Here is an 18,365-nt window from a genome sequence, read left to right as displayed (position 1 = left end):
GTTATGGACGACTTCCGATGATATCGAGGCACATCTCGTCGATGACCGACTCGGTGACGTGGGGAACGGTGACGATGTGTGCTCGGTCGCCTTCGGTGGCTAGATGGTATTTGTGGCAGATCCACTCATCGGGCCGGTCGAACGTCACGGTGATCGAGGCCGAAAGAAGTATCGGGTGGAGTCCTGCTTCATCGAGTCGCCCTGCGGCGTACTCGGCTGTGTCGAGCGCCTGGTGGGCGTTTCTGGCCAACCCGGTCGCGCCTTTTCGTGCCAGCGAATACCAGATGAGTGCGCTGGCCAGGCCGCTGCGTGAGCATCCCAGAGTGGCGTCGGTAACTCCGACGTACTCGCCCTCCACTTGTGGGTCGACGAACTCCCACCGGCACAGCGCCAGTGCACACGGGACCGGCATACCCAGTAGTTTGTGTGCACTGATAGCGATGCTGCCGACATCGCGGTGCCCGAAGCCCCATGTGTTCCGCCAGGGCGTGAAAGGAAGGATGAGTCCGCTCAGTGCTGCGTCTGCATGGATGTAGACTTCTCCGGCGTGCGCTGCGGCTGCCGCGATCGCGCCGACATCGTCGATCGCGCCGGTCATGGTCGTTCCGATCGTTGCCACCACCACAGCCCCTCGACCGTGTTCTTGCCTGCATTGATGCGCAAGGGCATCGACATCCATCCGTCCGGTGTAGTCGGAAGGGATGACCACCAACGGCTTGCGCATCAGCCTTGCGTTCTTGCGGATCGAGTAGTGGGCTGCGGCACTGCAGTAGATTTTCGCTGCCGGCAGCAGTGTGCAGCCACGATCGAGACCGAACTGGTTGGCTTCGGTCCCTCCGGACGCGACGTAACCATAGGTCTCGTAGGGATCGCCATTCGCGAGCTGCGTCATGAATTCGACGACGGCGCGTTCCATCGCTTTGGATCCCGCCGCAGGGTATTCATAGCTACCTGGGTCGCCGACGTTGTTGGAAAGAATTCCCAGTAAGCCGCCCAGTCTGCGGTAGTCGAAATCGAGATTTCCCGGATACCCGAGCACGTAGGGTTTCTGCGCCCGCATCGCCGCTATGAATTCGTCGAGTTGATCTAGTAATTCTTCATCGGCCCGAGCGAACCGGTCGATTCTGAATACATCTGCGACTGAAGCAGCCACTGGTACCGCCTGGTTCACCGATCGCGTCCTCTTGTACTGGGGATACTCGTACGGGTTGCCGACACTAGCAACGCAGTCAATTGATTGTTTTCTTCGCAGTTTCCAGCCGTGGGAAGACCCTTGACGCGTGTCCGCACTCAGGACGAGATACGTTCTCCTGCAACAGATCATGTAATATCATCACCGACGACTCGGCGTTTTCAGCGTCTCGTCCACCAACACACCACCCGCACAGCCAGACCTCTATAGGCTTCTCGCCGAGTTGGGTTCAACCGCAAATTTTCGACTACCCACAAGCCTCAGGATATTGTCCAGTTGCCGTGTTCACCTCAGGCTCGAGATAATTGGGGGCGATTCCAGCTAAGGATTGTCGATTCATGAATCGACTGCGATATGCCTCGCGGGCATGGGGTGTTGATTCGAAATTTCCGGTGGTCAGCATTCAGTTGCCGTCTTCCGGACCAAGGTGGACAGACGGCAATCGCGACCATCGGCGGAGGGCGCGGAGGCCTCAGGAGGCCGGCCCGAGTTGCCGCGCAGAACCGAATACGCCCGGATGGAGCCTGACGAAGTGAGGCCTGATTCGAGTGATTCGTGCAGATCGAACCAGTTCGAGATGGCCGATTCAAGGCGATGCCGGGCGTGGAACTACCTGATATCGGTCATGTGGTGTAGGTGTGCAGATTCGGCATCCAACCAGCCGCGGTTCGTGACTTCGACGATCGGACCCGGGCGCCGTCCGGGCGAGTCAGTGGTTCTGCACGCAGAGCCGAGTAGGCATAGCTATTGTCACGAAAGAGCAAACTTCCCAACACAGGGAAGTGTGGATGGGTGTTCCGTAAAGCTATGGTGTTGCCGTGAAGAGTGGTATTCGATCCGGTTGGCGCGCAGCCGATCTCGCTGCTGCGGTAATGCTGCTTCTGGGCATCTTTTTCACTGGGATGTCCACGACGTTGATGTTGGGCTTTTTCCAGACACCTGATGGAGAGTCGGGCGGCTGTGGAGATGGGTGCAATTCCTTCGTGGGTATGGGCGCAGGTGTGATGGCTTGCGCGACGTGTGTTGGCGTTGTCGTTGTGGCCGTGCTGATGGTGTGGAGTTGGCGGTCTCGGCGCGTCGTGGTGGTGTGGCCACTATTGTCGATTCCCCTGCTGGCGGTTGTAGCGGTTGCCAGTTATGAGCTGGACCGATACGGAATTACCTTGGCATAGGGCGTGAGGACATCGGTGTTTGGATCGGGGACCGTCCACCGCCACAACGGTCTGCCGCCTGTGCGTCTCCGACAGTCATACGTACTGCTTGGTTTGTTTAATATTGTCGAGGTCTGCGCTAACGCCCGCGCGTACGGTAGTCGACGTCAGCGCGGCTGTCTGTCCAGGCATGCCAGGACAGATGGTGCTCCGGTAGGTATCTTGGGGAGACATGCGCACTCAGTTGATCGTCGCGACCACAGTCGCGTTCGTGATCGTTGGCGGTTCGAATGCGGCAGCGCTGCCGACCGGCAGCTTCGGGAGCGAACCCGCTGTGCCTGTTCAACCCGCGCAGCAGGAACCAACCCAGGATACTGTCACGATCGGCGCGTACTGCGGGTCGACGTACGCGCCGACCCGCGCGACCGCGAAGACCTCGACCGGGCAGACCGTCTACTGTGATCAGGTCCGCGGCACCGATGCTTTCGTATGGTGGCCGGCCGAAGGGATTCTGCCGACCGACCCGCACCACTCAGTCTCGGCCGGTGACTACTGTATCGGGGAGGGCGATATCTGGGGAGATGCCCAGGGGCGCAAGATGTTCTGCAAGAGCATCAATGGTGTACCGCGCTGGCAACTCGCCCGGTAGCCGAAGGCCTTCGCCCGTGACCAGAGATCGTCAGGAGACGATCCGCTGCCAGGCGGACACGCAAACCCGCTCCACCTGGACGGGTTTGCCTTCGGCCGCACGTAGCTTCGGGCATCCGGTGCTGTATAGGTGTGGCGACTTGGCTGACCTCAACGATTGGGTGGGCCAGAAGTTTGCTCGGTCGAGTACGCCGACTGGCTGACTGAACAGTGCAAAGCTCGTGTGTCCGTGCCGTTTTGGCGCGACTCTCCAATTTGAACCTGCGCTGTTCGGTGCGGTCCGCCGGGCGAATCGGTGAGTGGGCGCGAGGGACCCGCATCCTGAATTAGATTGACATAAGGTAGATTATCGGTGTTGCTACGGAGTTGATCGTGGCTAGGTGGCCATGGCGGATAAGGTGGCAGGGCCACGGTTCAGCGCTCACTCGTTGGTGAGGCAGAGGCCGACAGTGGTCACTGCGGCGGGGTCGAGACAGTCTGGCATGTTCTTCCAAAGACTTTGGCGCGCAGGCCCCCGAGACCTGCTTCGATACGTCACTGTGACGTATCGAAGCAGGTCTCGGGGGCCTCATTTCCATGAACTCCCGTTAGGCAGCTTCAGGTCGCGTCGGCAAGCTGTTTCGTGCGCGGACCACGCTCATCGTCCTTGGCGGGCAAGGGAATTCGAGCCACTCGATTCGGGTGCGCACATCCGGGACCCAACCGGGGCGGCTTCACGGCAAAGTTTGCCGGATCCGGGCCTCGGAGTCGTCGCGCGGACTCTTCCGATAATAGGCCGCAACTGGACGTGAGCTGCACTCGCCGCGGCCAACCGAGCACACGGCGCGTGATCGCCGATCTCCTGCGGAACTATGGCAGGGGAACTTGCGGGTCTACACGACCACGGTTGCGGAAGGCTTAAGCGGAATCATCTCGAGGACGCCAACTTCCACGCAACCAACGTCAAGACCGCGACCGTTCGCTCGAGAAAGACGCCCGGATCGTGGGGTGCCTCAAGGAACAACTGTCGGGCCGCCTCGGTGTCTTGGTTCGCGCGTGCGGCGATCAGCCGGAGCGCCCAGAGATCCGAGGCCTGAAGAGAAGGCATATCCGCGGGAGATAACTCAGGGACGACCAGCAGCGTGGCGGGACGCGTGACGACGTTGAGTAGTTCGTCGATCCATAGCGCACATGCTTGGACGACGACGATTGAGGGCCCGCAAGCCAGCAAGCGCGCGATATGGTTGCGCGCTCGGGAGTGGTCGCGGTTGATCATGGCATCGAGTGCGTAGATAGCCTCTCTTCGCCATGAATCCTGTATTGAGTTTGCCATGACGCCTGCCCTGAATGAGATCCGAAGTACGTGAGCGAAGCGTAGTCGGGCATGCGACCAAATGCTGTAAAACCGTACGGTATGTGTGCGATTGTCCGAGGGTACTGCAGCTGACATTACGCCAGCTAGTGATGCTGCGATCGGCAGGTCCTGTCACACGTGTCCCCATCGCCGACAGGTGTCGGCTTTTGCGGCAAATCTTCACCGCTCAGTCCACGTCTGCGAACTTTTCACTCTCGGGTAGTCGCGGCTTTCGAGAATCGGCCGGGCCGCCAACCTCGACCGCATGAGCAGTGCGTCCCGCCTGAACAGGCTGTTTGCCCTGTTCGGTTATGTGAGGCGGCCTGAGCGAGCTGGGCGTGCTCTTAATTCTGGCATTTCCCACTGTGCCGGAGCTTGATAGCCAGTTGATCGGTTCCGTTCATGCCACGATGCAGAACACGTGGATTGCGACCTTACATACTCGAGCAGCGATGGTGCGAGCCCGAACCCTACATGTGTGCGATGTGGCGATAGGCTCGCGCAGTGAAGGGAATATCGAATTCAACCAACCTGGGACGACTTCCTGCTGCCGTTTCGCCGATAGCGTCTTCAGTCATCGCCGCAGCAATTGCGCCTCCTGAGTACAACGAAGAGATGCCCACGAAGCTGCCACCTCGGGCAAGCTCCCCATCAGTGGGAAGTTGTGATGGATAACCACGTCGGAAGTCGATACGCTCAACCTGGCTGGACGTCATTTCCGCTATTTGACAGGTATCCCGAGATGTCTGGCCAACTCCCACAATAATTGCGGTCGAGCGGGTGCCTGAACCTCTTTTCGAGGATGTTTCGATGGATATCCGAGACGGAGACATCGGGCGACCGAAGTCTCATATTCAACCGCGAAGTTGTGTCACATTTCCTCCTGCTTTCACCCCCGAGACGGCACCTCTCTTACCTACTGCACGTGAGTTGCATCGCGCTTTGTGTATTAGTTCAGCTACCGAGCCGCTGTGCGAGCGGGTATTTGCGTTGCGTGAACTGTATCACCGACGCAGAGAAGAACCCTTCGCCATCTACGACCTGACCAACCAACATTCATTGTTGTTGCGCGATATAGTCAACCAGCTAACTCATCGGTTAGCGTGGGCTTATCCGACGTTGACAAGCCCTCAAGCGTTCGCGGAGCTCATCGATCACATGGCCGCAACCGCCGACCATGCCCTGTATCTCCTCGAGACACTCGGCGGTGCAGATCCTCGAACTCACGGAGTATGGACAAGCCTTGCCGAACTCGAGCTGGGATACACCGATATGTGCGGCGAAGTCGGACGACGGTGGTCATCCTCACCTGCGGCATGACGTCGCTTCCCTGTGCTTACTCGATGGGTTCGCACAGTGTGTCCCGCTCTCTGTAGGCGGTTCGGCACCGCCCGCGCGTGAGGTGGTCTTACGCCCTTGGATCGGACCTCGATGGAGTTTGCATGGCAGCTTGTGCAGGTCACCTGGTGCAGGCGCGCCTAATGGCGACTCGGCTGTTGGTGCGGGCTTCGACCGTGCCAACGATTTGGTCGAGTGGACCTTTGCGGTGCTGGTGTGCTTCACCTCGTAGACTGCCAGCGAAGGTCCGGGCATACTGACTGTCGGTCAAGATCTTGACAGTCACCCAGCAGCGGGCCTCTCCCCCAGCGGAATTGGTAGGCGCGGGTAGCTTCCGCAGGCGATCTTGGTGTTTCGTTCATCGACTGTGGCAGATCGAGCCGGCGCACTGCAGCGGTTATTCAGGCTGTCGTAGACGGGGTTTCGGGTGCGATGGCGTCGATCACGAGACCTGCTGCGCGACGGTAACTTTCGATGTTCACATCCGGTTCCCACGCCTGCTGCAAGATGAAGCCCTGGATGAGTGCGAGAATGAGTCGTGTGATCGCGTCGGCGTCGATACCGTTCGAGATCGCGCCTGCCGCTTGTCCTGCGCGGACCGCATCCAGGGCCAAGGTTCGCTGAGCGATACCTTCTTGCACACTCGGCCGCAGGTGATCGTCGACCAGCGACGCTGCCCATACCTGCACGCTCACCCGCCTGCGCTGCCGTTCGGCAGGGTCGGCGAGCCAGTCGAAGTAGGCGTTCAGGAAAGTGTGCAGTGCGGTACGTGGATCGGGTGCGGTCAGGGCGCGTTCGAGCAGTGTGCGCTCTTGCTGGTGCCGCTCCCGGGCTACGGCGTCGATGATCGCCTCTTTGCTCGGAAACCAGCTGTAGACCGAGCCAGGGCTGAGGACGGCTCGGCTGCAGATGTCCTGCATGGTGGTTCCATGCAGACCGAATTCTCCGAAACACTCCATGGCCGCGTCGATGATTCGAGTGCGGCGCTGCTGCGCCGTGGCGGGGGTCAGGCGGGGCATGTGATCGATGCGAGGGCGACCCGGTAGAGCTCCGATGCCCGATCGGCGCGGCCGAGTGCGTCGAAGTAGCGGCGGCCTGCCGTGGCGGTCGACTCCTGCCAGATCAAATCGTAACCGCGTTCGGCCAGAAACTTCGTCAGTTCGTCCGGCCGGAGTCCGAAGGTCCACGGTTCGCCGACTCGCGTGACACTGCGTGACCAGCGCGCCGCTTCGGGGAAAGCCACCGACCCGTCGATAGCTCCTGCGTGAACGAAGGTGAACAGCAGAGAACTTCCGGGTGAGGCCAGTGCACGGATGGCTGCGAGGGTGCGATCGACCGCGTCGGCGGTGAGATAGTTCGTGACGCCCTCCCACAGGAACAGGGCCGGATCCTCGGTAAAGCCTACTGACTGTAGCGAGCTTTCGAGATCCATCGATTCGAAATCCACCGGAACGAAGACTACGTGATCACACGGTAGCCCTGCTCGCCGGACGGCCGCTTCCTTGACCTCTTGAGTCTGAGGTCGGTCGATCTCGATAACTGTTGCGCTGCGCAGGCTTTCGAGGCGCCACGCTCGTCCGTCGAATCCGGCACCCAGTAGCACGACTTGGTGGATTCCCGCGTCGACGAGGTCGGCCACGGTGTCGTCGATCAGCCGAGTGCGTGCCACCGCCGAAGGCCTCGGCCCTGGCAGGGCCGCATCGTAGGCGCGTGCCACCAGTTGCCCGATCATCGGAATCCTGGCGATTGCCGCGACGGTGCGCAGCGGCTGGGTCAAGAATCCGATCGCCAAGGGGTCGGTGAAGAGCCGGGATTCGGCTGGTCGTGCCGTCTCCAGCGCTCGCTGCAGTGCCATCGTCTGTGCTGTGAAACTGGCCGCCATAAACAGAATATAGGTTCTTTTTGCGCTGATGTCGAGGTACTCTGAGCTCGACTGCGAAGCCTGTGAACGGAATAGCCCATTCCCGATGATCGATGTACCACCCGCCTGGGGCATCGCATGTCCGCGCTCTACAGCAGAGGGGCTGGCTTGTTGCACCGCCACAGAGAGAGGAGTACCTTCATCTGATTGCAATCTGCAACCAGATATTTGCCCGAACCCGGCAGGGGTGAGACTCGCGACATCTGCGACAGAGGGCATGCGCGCGTCGACGCCCCGGAGGGGCTTCGACCCGCGGCGGCACGCGGAGATCACCGGCGCGCCCACATCAGAGACGAGGAGCGCATCCCTTCTCGAGCCGTCCGAGTTCCTCAAATCTCACATGCCAAATCGATCGATCGATACACTTGCGGTGCAGGGATCGCCCCCCAAAGTACTGGAGAAAGGCCATGGTTTCGATGAACCACGCAGGTGGGGCAATGTCGACCCAGTCAGCGTTATGCCGCGACGCTCTCGCAGCACACCCGCTCCCGGCACCGAAGTTCGCTGCCGGTTCGCGGAGTCGTATGTGGCGCCGTGCGAGTCGGCACTACGGGAGTGGTCCCGACGGCGTCCAGAGATCATCGAGGGAAGAGCGCCTCTGGCCGGTTCTCAGAGAATTCACCGTCATCTCACGCTCAGGCATCTCGCCGGCCCCGGTGACGCTGCGGTCTCAGCGTCCCGGCCGTGCCATATTCGTTCCTTGGTCGCACCGAACAGCCGCACAGACCAGGTCGACGCGATCGGCCGGACCCACCGCCACGCACGACCGTTGGCGTGGCGTTGATTCTGCCCATACGCGAGCGCTGGCCCATAAGGCCGGCTAGCAACCGCAGGAGCTGCTTTGTCCGAACTCGAAGGCACCGTATCCTCGCATCTCACGCGATGCGTGCTCGAGGCCGCTGTCCAGTGCGGGGTTACCGATCGCGAGATCATCCGGATCGAAGGGCTCGGCCGGGATCTGTTGGGTGACGACTTTCTCAGGGTCTCCTCGCTGGCACTTCGAGGATTGTGGGAGGCGATGTGCGCAGCAGGGGGCCCTGAAGTAGGTGTGCGTGCAGCCGAAATGACGAAACCAGGCAAACTCCACATTTGGGATTACCTCCTCGTCGGCGCATCGAGCGTCGCAGAAGGTTTCTCGGATGGGGCGCGATTCGCATCGGTTATGGCCGATCCAGCAGTAGCTCTCCTGGTGACAGAGAACGAGCACCGGGTGATCGCCGAATACCGGGGAATGCGGTACCGCAACACTGTTTTCGCAGCCGTTGGTGAATTCGCCTTAGCAGTCCTGGTAAGTCGAGCCCGCGCGCTGGCCGACTCTGCGGCCGATCCACTGAGAGTCGATTTCGCACATCGTGCACCTGCACATCACGGCTACCTTATCGATACGTTCGGCACCGACAATATCCATTTCGATCAGGATCGCACCGCGTTGACGCTACCCAATGTCGAACGCGCGCAAAGCAAGCGGCCCTACGACCCGGAGATGCGGCGGATTCTGCACCGATATGCCCAGGTGATCATCGATACTGCGCGACCCGTTCCGACATGGGAAGACACTCTGCGCGCTCAGATCAGTGCCACATTGGCCGAAAAGCAGTGCATCGACATCGAAGTCGTCGCGCAGCGGTTGGAACTGAGTGCCCGCACCCTGCAACGTCGGTTGGCCGACCGAGGAACCTCGTGGCGGCGTGAACTGGAAATCGTTCGCTGCCAGCAGGCGACGCGCCTGCTTAGAGAGACTCGGCTGCCGGTCCAGTCCATTGCCGGTCGAATCGGCTACAGCAACCAACGTGCCTTACGCCGAGCTTTCCACCGGTGGACCGGTCAGACCCCCGATGCCTTTCGACACGAGCACTGAACAGGCGAGTGCATGTTCACCGAAAGAACAGGGATGACACCGATAGACGATCTCACCCACATTCGTCACGTGACAGTACCGGTTGAGAGTGCAGCGCATCCGATTCCCGAACAACCCAACGCGCTGACCAACACGGTTTCCGCGCACCTGGTGCGATTGGTGCTCCACGGCGCGGCCCATGCGGGAGTTTCACCACACGAGATCGCGTTCATCAGCGAATTCACCCCCGCTGCACTGGAGGATGACCTCAATCGCTTTCCGACGGTCGCTCAGCATCGACTGTGGGAGCTCGTGCTAGGCACCGGCGGCCCCGGAGTAGGGCTTCGTGTGGCGTCCTTGGCGGAAATGGGGCGCCTGCATGTGTGGGATTACCTACTCTCAAGTGCCCCCACGCTGGCACAAGGGTTCACCGATGCGGCCCGATATCTGGCCACTGTTGCCGATCCCGTCTTGGTGATGAACGTCGCGCAGGACGGCCCGCTTGTAACCGTGGGGTATCGCGGAAGCCCCTACTCGGAGGCGGTCGATGGGCAGATCAGCGAATTCGCCCTCGCGATTCTGATGCGGCGTGCGTGCGAGGCCAGAGGCGCCGCGGCTATTCCGGTTCGTGTGGGATTTGCACATCGCGCACCGGGACGGCACGGCCACCTCGCTGAGGCATTCGGGACCAGCAACATTCAGTTCGATCAAGAGGCAGACACGTTGACATTCCTGGACCCCGACCGTGCCGCACCCGAGCAACCTCCTGATCCAGAACTCGGTCGCATCATGCGGCTCTACGCCGCGTCGATCATGGACTCGGCGCGTCCGGTTCGTACCTGGATCGAGAACTTCCGTGGCGTGCTGCTCGCAACTCTCGCAGACGCTAACGTCTCGAGCAATGTCTTGGATGAAGTGGCACAGCGGTTGTCGATGAGTTCCCGGACGCTTCAACGCCGCCTTGCCGAGCACGGGACCAGCGGGCGAGCAGAGATCGAGTCGATCCGCTACGAACGGGCGGTACAGATGTTGGTGGATACCCAGCTACCGGTGAACTCGATCGCCGGACATCTGGGATATAGCGATCACCGCGCTCTGGGCCGGGCGTTTCGCCGCTGGACAGGCCAAACCCCCGATGCATACCGCAAGCAGCGTGCACGGGTTTGATCGCGTCACCGATCGGTATCGGTAGTTGCGGTGCGGCGTAACTCCTACGCTGGTAGGCACGAGCGGACATCGGTGGGTCGGATCGTTTTTGCCGCGACCCAGGTGGGGGTCTCTCGTGTCGGCAGTGCTGGCTAGGCGTCGTATTCGACTGTCTGTGAACACATTTCGACGATGTGGCGGCGGCACTGAATTGCGTTGCGCCACTTCCCAATCGTGGCGACACCGATAGGGTCCGAACCCATGAGGCGCACACGAGCGCAGGTCTGGGGTGCCGCAGGCATCGCCCCCCTGCTGCTGATCGGATTGCTCACAGCCTGCACATCTGGATCGAATCAAAGTCCAGCATCTTGCATCGCCACTCCCAACGGGATCGCACACACCGGTGCCGGTGCCGCAGGGCCGCTCACGACAGATCTGTCCCTGCGGCCAGAGATCGCAACCGGCTACCGCTCGGGAATGACGCCCGTGCGCACCGATACGTTCGCTGCCTCGACAGCCAACCCTGTCGCAACCGAAGCCGCATGCATGATATTGCGGGATGGCGGCACCGCCGCGGACGCCCTGGTCGTGGCCCAAACCGTACTCGGTCTGGTCGAGCCGCAAGCCACCGGAATCGGAGGGGGTGCGTTCCTGCTCTATTACGACGCTGCCTCAGCGAGCGTGGACGCTTACGATGGTCGTGAGACAGCGCCGGCATCGGCCACACCAGACTATCTGCGGTGGATCAGCGCGTCCGATCACACTGCACCGCAACCGAATACGCGAGCCAGCGGCCGGTCGATCGGCACGCCGGGGGTATTGCGGATGCTCGAACTCGCGCACCGCGACCATGGTCGGAGGTCGTGGCGAGAGTTGTTCGATCCTGCAGTAGGTCTCGCGGATCAGGGTTTCACGATCAGTGCCCGGCTGGCGGCCCAGATCACGGACTCCGTCGATGGTCTGGCCAAGGATCCCGCGGCGCGCGCCTATTTCCTGCATCCCGATGGCACCGCCAAAGCCGCAGGCACGCGGCTGACCAATCCCGCCATGGCCAAGACCCTGTCGGCGATCGCGGCCGAGGGTGCGAACGCGTTCTACACCGGGAGTATCGCCGCCGATATCGTGGCCGCGATCGCCGATCGCTCGGGTGGTCGCTCCTCTGGGCTCACGAACACAGGAGACTTGGCCGCATACCAGGCGAAGAAGCGCACCGCTCTGTGTGCGCTGTATCGCGAGCGGGAGGTCTGTGGCATGCCTGCGCCGTCCTCGGGTGGCACGGCCGTCGCGGCGACCCTGGGCATCTTGTCGAGGACCGATGTGGCGTCGATGGCACCCGAGCGAGTCGGTGGGCGAATCGAGTCAGCACGTGATGGTTTCAAGCCCACCGCTGCGGCGGTGCATGTGATCTCCGAGGCCGAGCGGCTCGCCTATGCCGACCGCGACAAGTATGTTGCGGACCCCGATTTCGTTCCGCTGCCAGGTAATTCGCCGCAGACGTTGATCGATCACGACTATCTGATGGGTCGCGCGGCGCTGATCGATCCCACCCACAGTATGGGTACTGCGAGTGCCGGAGATTTCGGGCCTGTTCCCATCGGGCGTGGCTCGCCGCAGGTCGAGCACGGCACGAGCCATATCAGCATTGTGGATCGCTACGGCAATGCCGCGAGTATGACTACGACGGTCGAGTCGGCGTTCGGATCGTTTCATCTGGTCGACGGGTTCGTCCTGAACAACCAGCTCACCGACTTTGCTGCCGAGCCGGTGGACCGCGAGGGTGTAGCGGTGGCAAATCGAATCGAGGGGGGTAAGCGGCCGCGCAGTTCTATGGCTCCGACGTTGGTCTTCGCGCGTGGCGCTGATGGCACCCGAGGTCCGCTCACTTTTGTCACCGGGTCCCCGGGTGGTGCGGTCATCATCCAGTTCGTGGTGAAAACTTTGGTGGCCATGCTCGATTGGGGCTTGGATCCGCAACAGGCGGTGTCGATGGTCGATTTCGGTGCGGCCAATTCCCCGGTCACCAATGTCGGTGGGGAGCATCCGGCAATCGACGCCACCGATGACGGTGTCCACGACGCGCTGGTGCGGCGGTTGCGTGAACTGGGCCACGAGGTTTCGGTTGCACCGCAGTCGAGTGGGGCCTCAGCGTTGGCCCGTGATGGCCGCGGCTGGATCGGTGGCGCGGACCCGCGGCGTGAAGGGGCGGTGCTGGGGGACACACGGCCACGCTAAGTCGCTGGTCTGGGAGTGTGTGGTTCTGCAGAGACGTGGTGCTCAACTCCCCATTCCTGGCGACAGCGGAAGTCCCGGAGGTGGGTCGACAGCCATAGACTCCCCGCGCGTGACGTGTTGTGAAACATGGTTCGATAGAAGGGAATCCCGATGTTCGACACCAAATCCTCCGTGATCAGCAGAACTGCTGCCCGAATGTGCATGCTTGCCGCCCTAGCGGTCTTGCCGATCGCCGCGGTCGATACCACTGCCGCCGCGCAACCCGTCGATCCGGCCACTGGTATCGCGGTGCAATACCCGCATCATCGTGGCGGAGGATGGGGTAATGACGGGTGGAGCGGTCGCCAGCCGGGCCTGATTTTCCCTGGGTTTCCCGCTCTGCCGTTCCAGAACTTTCCTTCCACTCCGTGGGATGGGCCTCGGGACTATCGCCACGGCCGTCCGCCTGCGCCTTCTCGTGTCTGCAGTGGGTCGTTCGGAAGTTGTTGAGCCCCATGACTGCCTGCCGCAGTAGGAGATATTCGCCCTAGGGCTGTTCTGTCCTTTCTGGTCCTTGCATGCCGGGTCGATCGTTACAACGATCGACCCGGCATGTGGCGTTGAGGGGCGGTTCTCTGGCTACGCCTGTGTGTTCGGTGCGTGCCGGCCGGGTCGTCTCGGCGGCTGCACCTGGTGGCAGCGTGAGTCGTCGGAGGTTCTCATCGGAGGGAACATGACAGCCCTCGAATGATGAAACACTATTGAACGTGACGCTACTTGATGGCACGTTGGTTGATATCAACTGGCGGTATTGTCGACGCAGCGGGCACGAATCGAGACTCGACCGCACGTAAGGAATCAGCGATGCGCGTACCCAGCCTTCCCATATTCTTCGCCACTGCACTGTTTGCGTGTGCGGTGGCGATGGCGCCGGCGCTCGCCGCAGGTGCGGCGGACGCCGTATCGCCGTACTCGCTGGCCGGGCTCGTGCGCGAGGGCGGAGATCACGGCACGCATGGGGGGCACTCCCCCGGTGGCGAGGGCGGGGGTCGTGTCGGTCGTGGGCCTCATGCGAGTGTCGGTGCGGATAACCGCCGTACCGACGGACAGCGCAGGAATTCGGGTGATACTCAGGGTCGGCGAGTCGATGACCGGATCGTGGATTCGAACATCGACGGCAACCGCAGGACCAGCGATCGTGATCAGCCTCCGGGTTCGGGCGACGCGCCGTGGGACAACGGGCACAGCGACAAGGCACAGCGGGCTTCGCGTCTGCCGTTCACCCCGGGGCATTGACGGTCACCGTAGTAGGGCGCGGGCCGGGGCATATAACGCCCTGTCTGCGCCCGATCGTGGGCTCGTTCAACGTCAGCGCGCCGACGAAGCAGATGCTGGAGGAGCGCCACGTCGGTGCAAGGCGGTGATCGGGGAATCGAAGTGTCACTCGGCGATGGGCCACTGTCGGCCATATCCAAGAAGCACCGGCGGTGAACATCTCGAAGACATCCTCGGTGCCGGAGATGAGTTGGCTATCGACACAGAAGTCGTTGCGGTCGCTGCCGGGTTGGCGGACCCCGAGGCTGCACTGCACTGCACTGCCGGGCTCGGGGTATCGCAACTGACGGCATTCGGCGCGCCCGCCGGTCCCCCGGCGGGGTCAACACGAATCCAGTGCGCGGAGCGGAGCCGACGGCGTCGAGCCGCAGGCGAATATTCATTCCCGGTTGAGGCCGTCTCGCCACGTCGGTACTCCGCACCAGGGCCCGTCGATACCTGTGCGTGCGCAGGCATCGTCGTCACACCGAGCGAAGATCCCACGGCGGCAAGGCCACTGGTCGCACCCGGGCGGTGCAGTCGGACTTGATACGCATCGGTGCCTTCGTGATCGTTTGCCGTTGCGCGACGAGTCCTGGCGCGTTCTGCGACACTGCCCCTGACATCGATTAATGAACCGATAGATAGCGGCGCATGATGGCAGGTGGTGCAGTCGAAGCCGGGAAGGCAGACCGTCAGGAATCGGAGTGGATCACGGTACTGAGCTCGGTGTCCTGGGCCAGGTATCGATCGATGGAACGGCTCACCAGATCCGCAGTGGCGCGGCCCGGTATCGACCGCAGAATATCGACCCGGGCCGTGAGGTCGGTGAGATCCTGTGGTGTGCGATCGGAGTCCGCGTATCGCTCCCACGCATGCTCGCGCGCGAGGTCGACCACGCGTCGGGAGATGCGATCGCAGTCGGCTTTCATGCGTTCTGCCTCGTGCAGGGCATCGGCGATGGGGACGCCGATGTTTTCGAGTTGATCCAGCAAGCCGGCAACTACTGGGTCGGCGACTCGGTAGGTGGTCGCGTCCACTGGCTCGAATGCGCCGGTGGCGACCACTCGGGCGAATCCGTTGGGCACTCCGGCGAACCGATTCTGCAAATCGGCGGCGGTGATGGTGGCCTCGTCGGTGTGAGCCGGTGTCATGGACTGGTTCGGGTCGGACACACCGAGAAGGTCGCCGAGATCATCTCCTCGATCGAAGGCGGCCAGCAATTCTTTGATGCCGTTGAGTTTGATCCCGCGGTCCAGCAGTCGACTGATCGTCCGGACGCGATTGAGATGTTCCGCCCCGTAGTAGCCGGTTCTCCCGCGCACGTCCGGCGGCGGGAGAACGCCTCTCTCGTGATACACGCGGACGCTGCGTACGGTGCTGTCCGCAGCGCGTGCAAGTTCGTCGATCGTGTATTCGGGCCCTGCGGTCATCCTTACAGGAAACCATATCGAGACGGTTTCGGTCCGGTGCCTGGTGTTGCGTTGGTCGATGCGCCATCCGCTGGCGAGCTACCACCGGTTCCTGGGTACGTAACATATCTCGTCAAGAAGTCCTGCGTGAGGTGGAAGCCCTTCCCGCCGTTGGCAATTCGGACTCGGGCATGGTTGCGGGCCGACTCTATCCTGTCTCGATGAGCGAAACACCCGATGCCCGGGTGGGCGACAACGAGCGCGAACACGCACTTCAGGAGTTGTCCCAGCATTTCAGCGTCGGCCGGTTGACCGCTGCGGAGTTCGAGGAACGTAGCACCCGTGTCTGGACTGCCGGGACTCACCGACAGCTCGCGGAGACGTTCGTTGATCTGCCTGCCTCGCCGGTGCTCGTTCCTGGTTCGGCGAGAGTTCACTGGCCGGCGATGGCGGTGCGGGCCGGTGCGGTGGTGATTTTCGCGGTCGAATTCTGGCTCTCGCTCGACAACCCGGCGTGGCTGCTGTTGCTGGGGGCGGTTCCGGTGGTGGGGTTGATTCTCACGCGGTCTCGCTGAGGTGCTACCAGCGGGTGCGCGGGCGCACGTAGTTCGCCAGATCCACCAGCCGATAACGATGGAATCGGTCGGTGACCGTTCGCGCCAGATCGCGCAGGCTAGTTTCCAGTCCCTGTTGCAGGCCGGTTTCGCTGATCTCGTAGCCGAGAATCATGGAGTTGTTACGCACGGTTCGGCCGTCTCGTAGACATTCCAGTGCCGCGCCCAGCACGATCACCCGCAGTTGTGCGGCGCGCGGTTCGTGTGCGAACTCCTCGAGTCTGGAGGCGGCGGCCTCGAGTTGGCTGTCGGTGATTTCCGCGGCAGGCCGAGAGACCAACAGCAGGCACCCGGTCAGTCTGGTCACGGCGTAGTGCCGCGATGAGTGCGGAACCTGATCGAGCACCTGCACCGCGGCGAGTGTGCGCCCGTCTGCGACGAGTCGCCGGGCCAGCCCGACCGCTGCTGTGATCACGCCGTGGTTGACCTGCCACAATGTGCGATAGGACTCTGATGCTGCAGCCTGCCACGCCGGGAGGGGATCGCTGCCGATCGCGGTTTCCACGGCCAGTTCGGCGCTGGCGGCGAGTGCGAGCAGGGGGGCGATTTCCCCGGGTAGCATGCCTGCGACGGTGTCGAAGTGTCGGTGGGCGCGTTCGGGCTGGTGATCCAGCAGTGCCGCGATCCCGTTGAACCATTCGATGCGCCAATCTTGTGCGTAGCGGGGCGCCAGCGCGGCGAGCAGGTCATTGGCCGCCATGGTCGTGCCGAGGTCCAGATGTGCGCGTACCGCGGTGAGGGCGGCTTCGAGTTCATAGGTTGCCGGTGCGGCGATAGCGCCGGTGCGTATGCGGCTGTGGGTGCGGTGCAGGGCATCGAGTGTGTGTCGAGCCTCGCTGTGCAGCAGCGGGGAGAGCAGATTCGCGGAGGAATCCTGAGTGTCGATGAGCGGGACCGGTAGCGCCGCGGCGATATCGGCGGGGTCGACCCGGGATGTGTGTTGTGTGCCGTTGACCATGCCGTCCGATTGGGCGATCAAGGTATCTATACCGAAGTCGCCTCGCATGGAACCGAATTCGACCGATCGTTGCGGATACTCGGTGCCGGTGTCGATGGCTAGCACCATGCGCAACACCCCCGCGAGTTGGCTGTACATGGAGTAAGCCGAAGGGAAGCGCTGGTGCGGGTCGATCGCGGTCGCGCGGCACAGCAGCCGATGCAGCGCTGGATAACGACGCAGCACTGCGCGTGTGCGGGGATCGGGGATGCCGGGAAGATGGTCGCCGTTGTGATCTCGTCCCAGATCCAGCACCAGGGTCGCCAACGTGCGCCCGACCGAATACACGTCCGAAGCGATGGTGGGGCCGGTTTCGGTGATCTCGGGTGCCTGATAGCCGGGAGTTCCGTACAGGCTGCCGAAGGAGTCCATCGCGGCGACCGCGCCGAGGTCGATCAGTTTGACTTCGTCCTCGGTGACCATGACGTTGTCGGGTTTGAGGTCGTTGTACGCGAGTCCGAACGAGTGAAGGTAGTCCAGTGCCGGGAGCACTTCCATCACATAAGCGATGGCCTCGGCTGCGGGCATCCGGTCGGAACCGTACTGGTCGAGGATGGTCTTGAGCGAGCGGCCACCGACATACTCCATCACGATGTAGCCGTCGGGCATGTGCGGGCGCGCGGTGTGTTTGACGAAGTTGTAGATCTTGACGATTGCGGGATGGGTCACTTCGGACAGGAATTGGCGTTCAGCGAGAGCGACCACGTGTGCCTCGAAGTCCAGTGGGTTCTGCAACCCTTTGAGAACTACCCATCGATCGCTGACGTTGTGGTCCATTGCCAGGTAGATCCAGCCGAGTCCGCCGTGGGCCAGACAGCCCTGCACTTCGTACTGCCCGGCGATCAGATCCCCGGCGGAGAGTATCGGGCGAAAGTTGAAGGGCGAGTGGCAATGTGCGCATTCGCCGGCGCTGTGGGCGGGAGCACTGTCGGTACGTCGCCCGACAGGGCTGTCGCATTTCCAGCAGAATCGCTTGAGTTCGGGTACCTCCGGGTTGTCGAGTACCGCGTGGCGGGGATCGAGGGGTGTGACCCGCGGCAGCTCCACCAAGCCATCTCCGAGCAGCCGTACGCTGGGACGCGATCTGGTGCTGTGCGCGGGGTGCCCGACGAGTGCAGGGTCGAGGTCGGGCGGATCGGGCACAGGTGCAGGAGGTGGGGGTCCCTGACTGGACTGGGGGGATGGTCCCGCCGTGTCAGGCGGGTGCATGAACCCCAGTGTTCCCGCTGGGCGGGTAGCCCATGGGCTCGA

General features: G+C 62.3%; 13 protein-coding genes. 7 read left to right on the top strand and 6 right to left on the bottom strand.

Translation table 11 applies throughout. The features are described 5' to 3' along the window. Position 1 precedes the first annotated feature (1 nt). The gene (locus tag NJ1_RS15935) at positions 2-1,171 is read right to left on the bottom strand and encodes a histidine decarboxylase (RefSeq protein WP_169813153.1); all 1,170 of its coding nucleotides are present in this window, start codon (positions 1,169-1,171) and stop codon (positions 2-4) included. Between the two features lie 839 nt (positions 1,172-2,010). Between NJ1_RS15935 and NJ1_RS15930 the strand changes: the two genes are divergently transcribed. Then, a complete protein-coding gene (locus tag NJ1_RS15930; RefSeq protein WP_157574004.1) occupies positions 2,011-2,364 on the top strand; it encodes a hypothetical protein in 354 nt (117 codons plus the stop codon). 211 nt (positions 2,365-2,575) lie between these two features. After that, positions 2,576-2,992 (top strand): hypothetical protein, encoded by a 417-nt coding sequence (locus NJ1_RS15925; protein WP_067694258.1) that lies wholly within the window; start codon positions 2,576-2,578, stop codon positions 2,990-2,992. 906 nt (positions 2,993-3,898) lie between these two features. Here NJ1_RS15925 and NJ1_RS15920 read toward each other — a convergent pair. The 3 genes from NJ1_RS15920 to NJ1_RS15910 form a co-directional block, all read right to left on the bottom strand. Further along, entirely contained in the window at positions 3,899-4,246 is a 348-nt protein-coding gene (locus NJ1_RS15920; protein ID WP_067694255.1) for a hypothetical protein, read from the bottom strand. A gap of 1,817 nt (positions 4,247-6,063) precedes the next feature. Next, positions 6,064-6,681, bottom strand: a complete 618-nt coding sequence (locus NJ1_RS15915) for a TetR/AcrR family transcriptional regulator (RefSeq protein WP_067694252.1) — start codon at positions 6,679-6,681, stop codon at positions 6,064-6,066. Then, positions 6,669-7,706 carry an SAM-dependent methyltransferase gene (locus NJ1_RS15910; protein ID WP_169813152.1) on the bottom strand — a complete coding sequence of 346 codons (1,038 nt, stop codon included), beginning with the start codon at positions 7,704-7,706 and terminating at the stop codon, positions 6,669-6,671. Before NJ1_RS15910 ends, NJ1_RS15915 begins: the two co-directional genes overlap by 13 nt. Positions 7,707-8,424: 718 nt before the next feature. On the opposite strand from NJ1_RS15910, the gene NJ1_RS15905 reads away from it, so the two are divergent. From NJ1_RS15905 to NJ1_RS39115, 4 genes are all read left to right on the top strand, one after another. After that, complete coding sequence (locus NJ1_RS15905; RefSeq protein ID WP_084478313.1) at positions 8,425-9,441, top strand: AraC family transcriptional regulator; 1,017 nt, start codon at positions 8,425-8,427, stop codon at positions 9,439-9,441. Between the two features lie 33 nt (positions 9,442-9,474). After that, the gene (locus NJ1_RS15900) at positions 9,475-10,587 is read left to right on the top strand and encodes a helix-turn-helix domain-containing protein (RefSeq protein ID WP_169813151.1); all 1,113 of its coding nucleotides are present in this window, start codon (positions 9,475-9,477) and stop codon (positions 10,585-10,587) included. A gap of 240 nt (positions 10,588-10,827) precedes the next feature. Beyond that, positions 10,828-12,798: a gamma-glutamyltransferase family protein gene (locus tag NJ1_RS15895; RefSeq protein ID WP_067694246.1), complete on the top strand. Its 1,971-nt coding sequence runs from the start codon at positions 10,828-10,830 to the stop codon at positions 12,796-12,798. Between the two features lie 1,137 nt (positions 12,799-13,935). After that, positions 13,936-14,073 (top strand): hypothetical protein, encoded by a 138-nt coding sequence (locus NJ1_RS39115; RefSeq protein WP_157574003.1) that lies wholly within the window; start codon positions 13,936-13,938, stop codon positions 14,071-14,073. Positions 14,074-14,786: 713 nt separating this feature from the next. Here NJ1_RS39115 and NJ1_RS15890 read toward each other — a convergent pair. Further along, the gene (locus tag NJ1_RS15890; RefSeq protein WP_067694243.1) at positions 14,787-15,524 is read right to left on the bottom strand and encodes a MerR family transcriptional regulator; all 738 of its coding nucleotides are present in this window, start codon (positions 15,522-15,524) and stop codon (positions 14,787-14,789) included. A 200-nt stretch (positions 15,525-15,724) separates the two neighbouring features. Between NJ1_RS15890 and NJ1_RS15885 the strand changes: the two genes are divergently transcribed. Continuing rightward, the gene (locus NJ1_RS15885; RefSeq protein WP_157574002.1) at positions 15,725-16,078 is read left to right on the top strand and encodes a DUF1707 SHOCT-like domain-containing protein; all 354 of its coding nucleotides are present in this window, start codon (positions 15,725-15,727) and stop codon (positions 16,076-16,078) included. Positions 16,079-16,082: 4 nt separating this feature from the next. On the opposite strand, the gene NJ1_RS15880 is transcribed toward NJ1_RS15885, so the two are convergent. After that, entirely contained in the window at positions 16,083-18,161 is a 2,079-nt protein-coding gene (locus NJ1_RS15880; protein ID WP_245717416.1) for a serine/threonine-protein kinase, read from the bottom strand. Positions 18,162-18,365 lie beyond the last annotated feature (204 nt).

This window comes from Nocardia jejuensis NBRC 103114, assembly GCF_001613145.1.
Lineage (GTDB): Bacteria > Actinomycetota > Actinomycetes > Mycobacteriales > Mycobacteriaceae > Nocardia > Nocardia jejuensis.
Note: the sequence above shows the minus strand (reverse complement) of the source record. Positions and strands in the feature narration are given on the sequence as shown.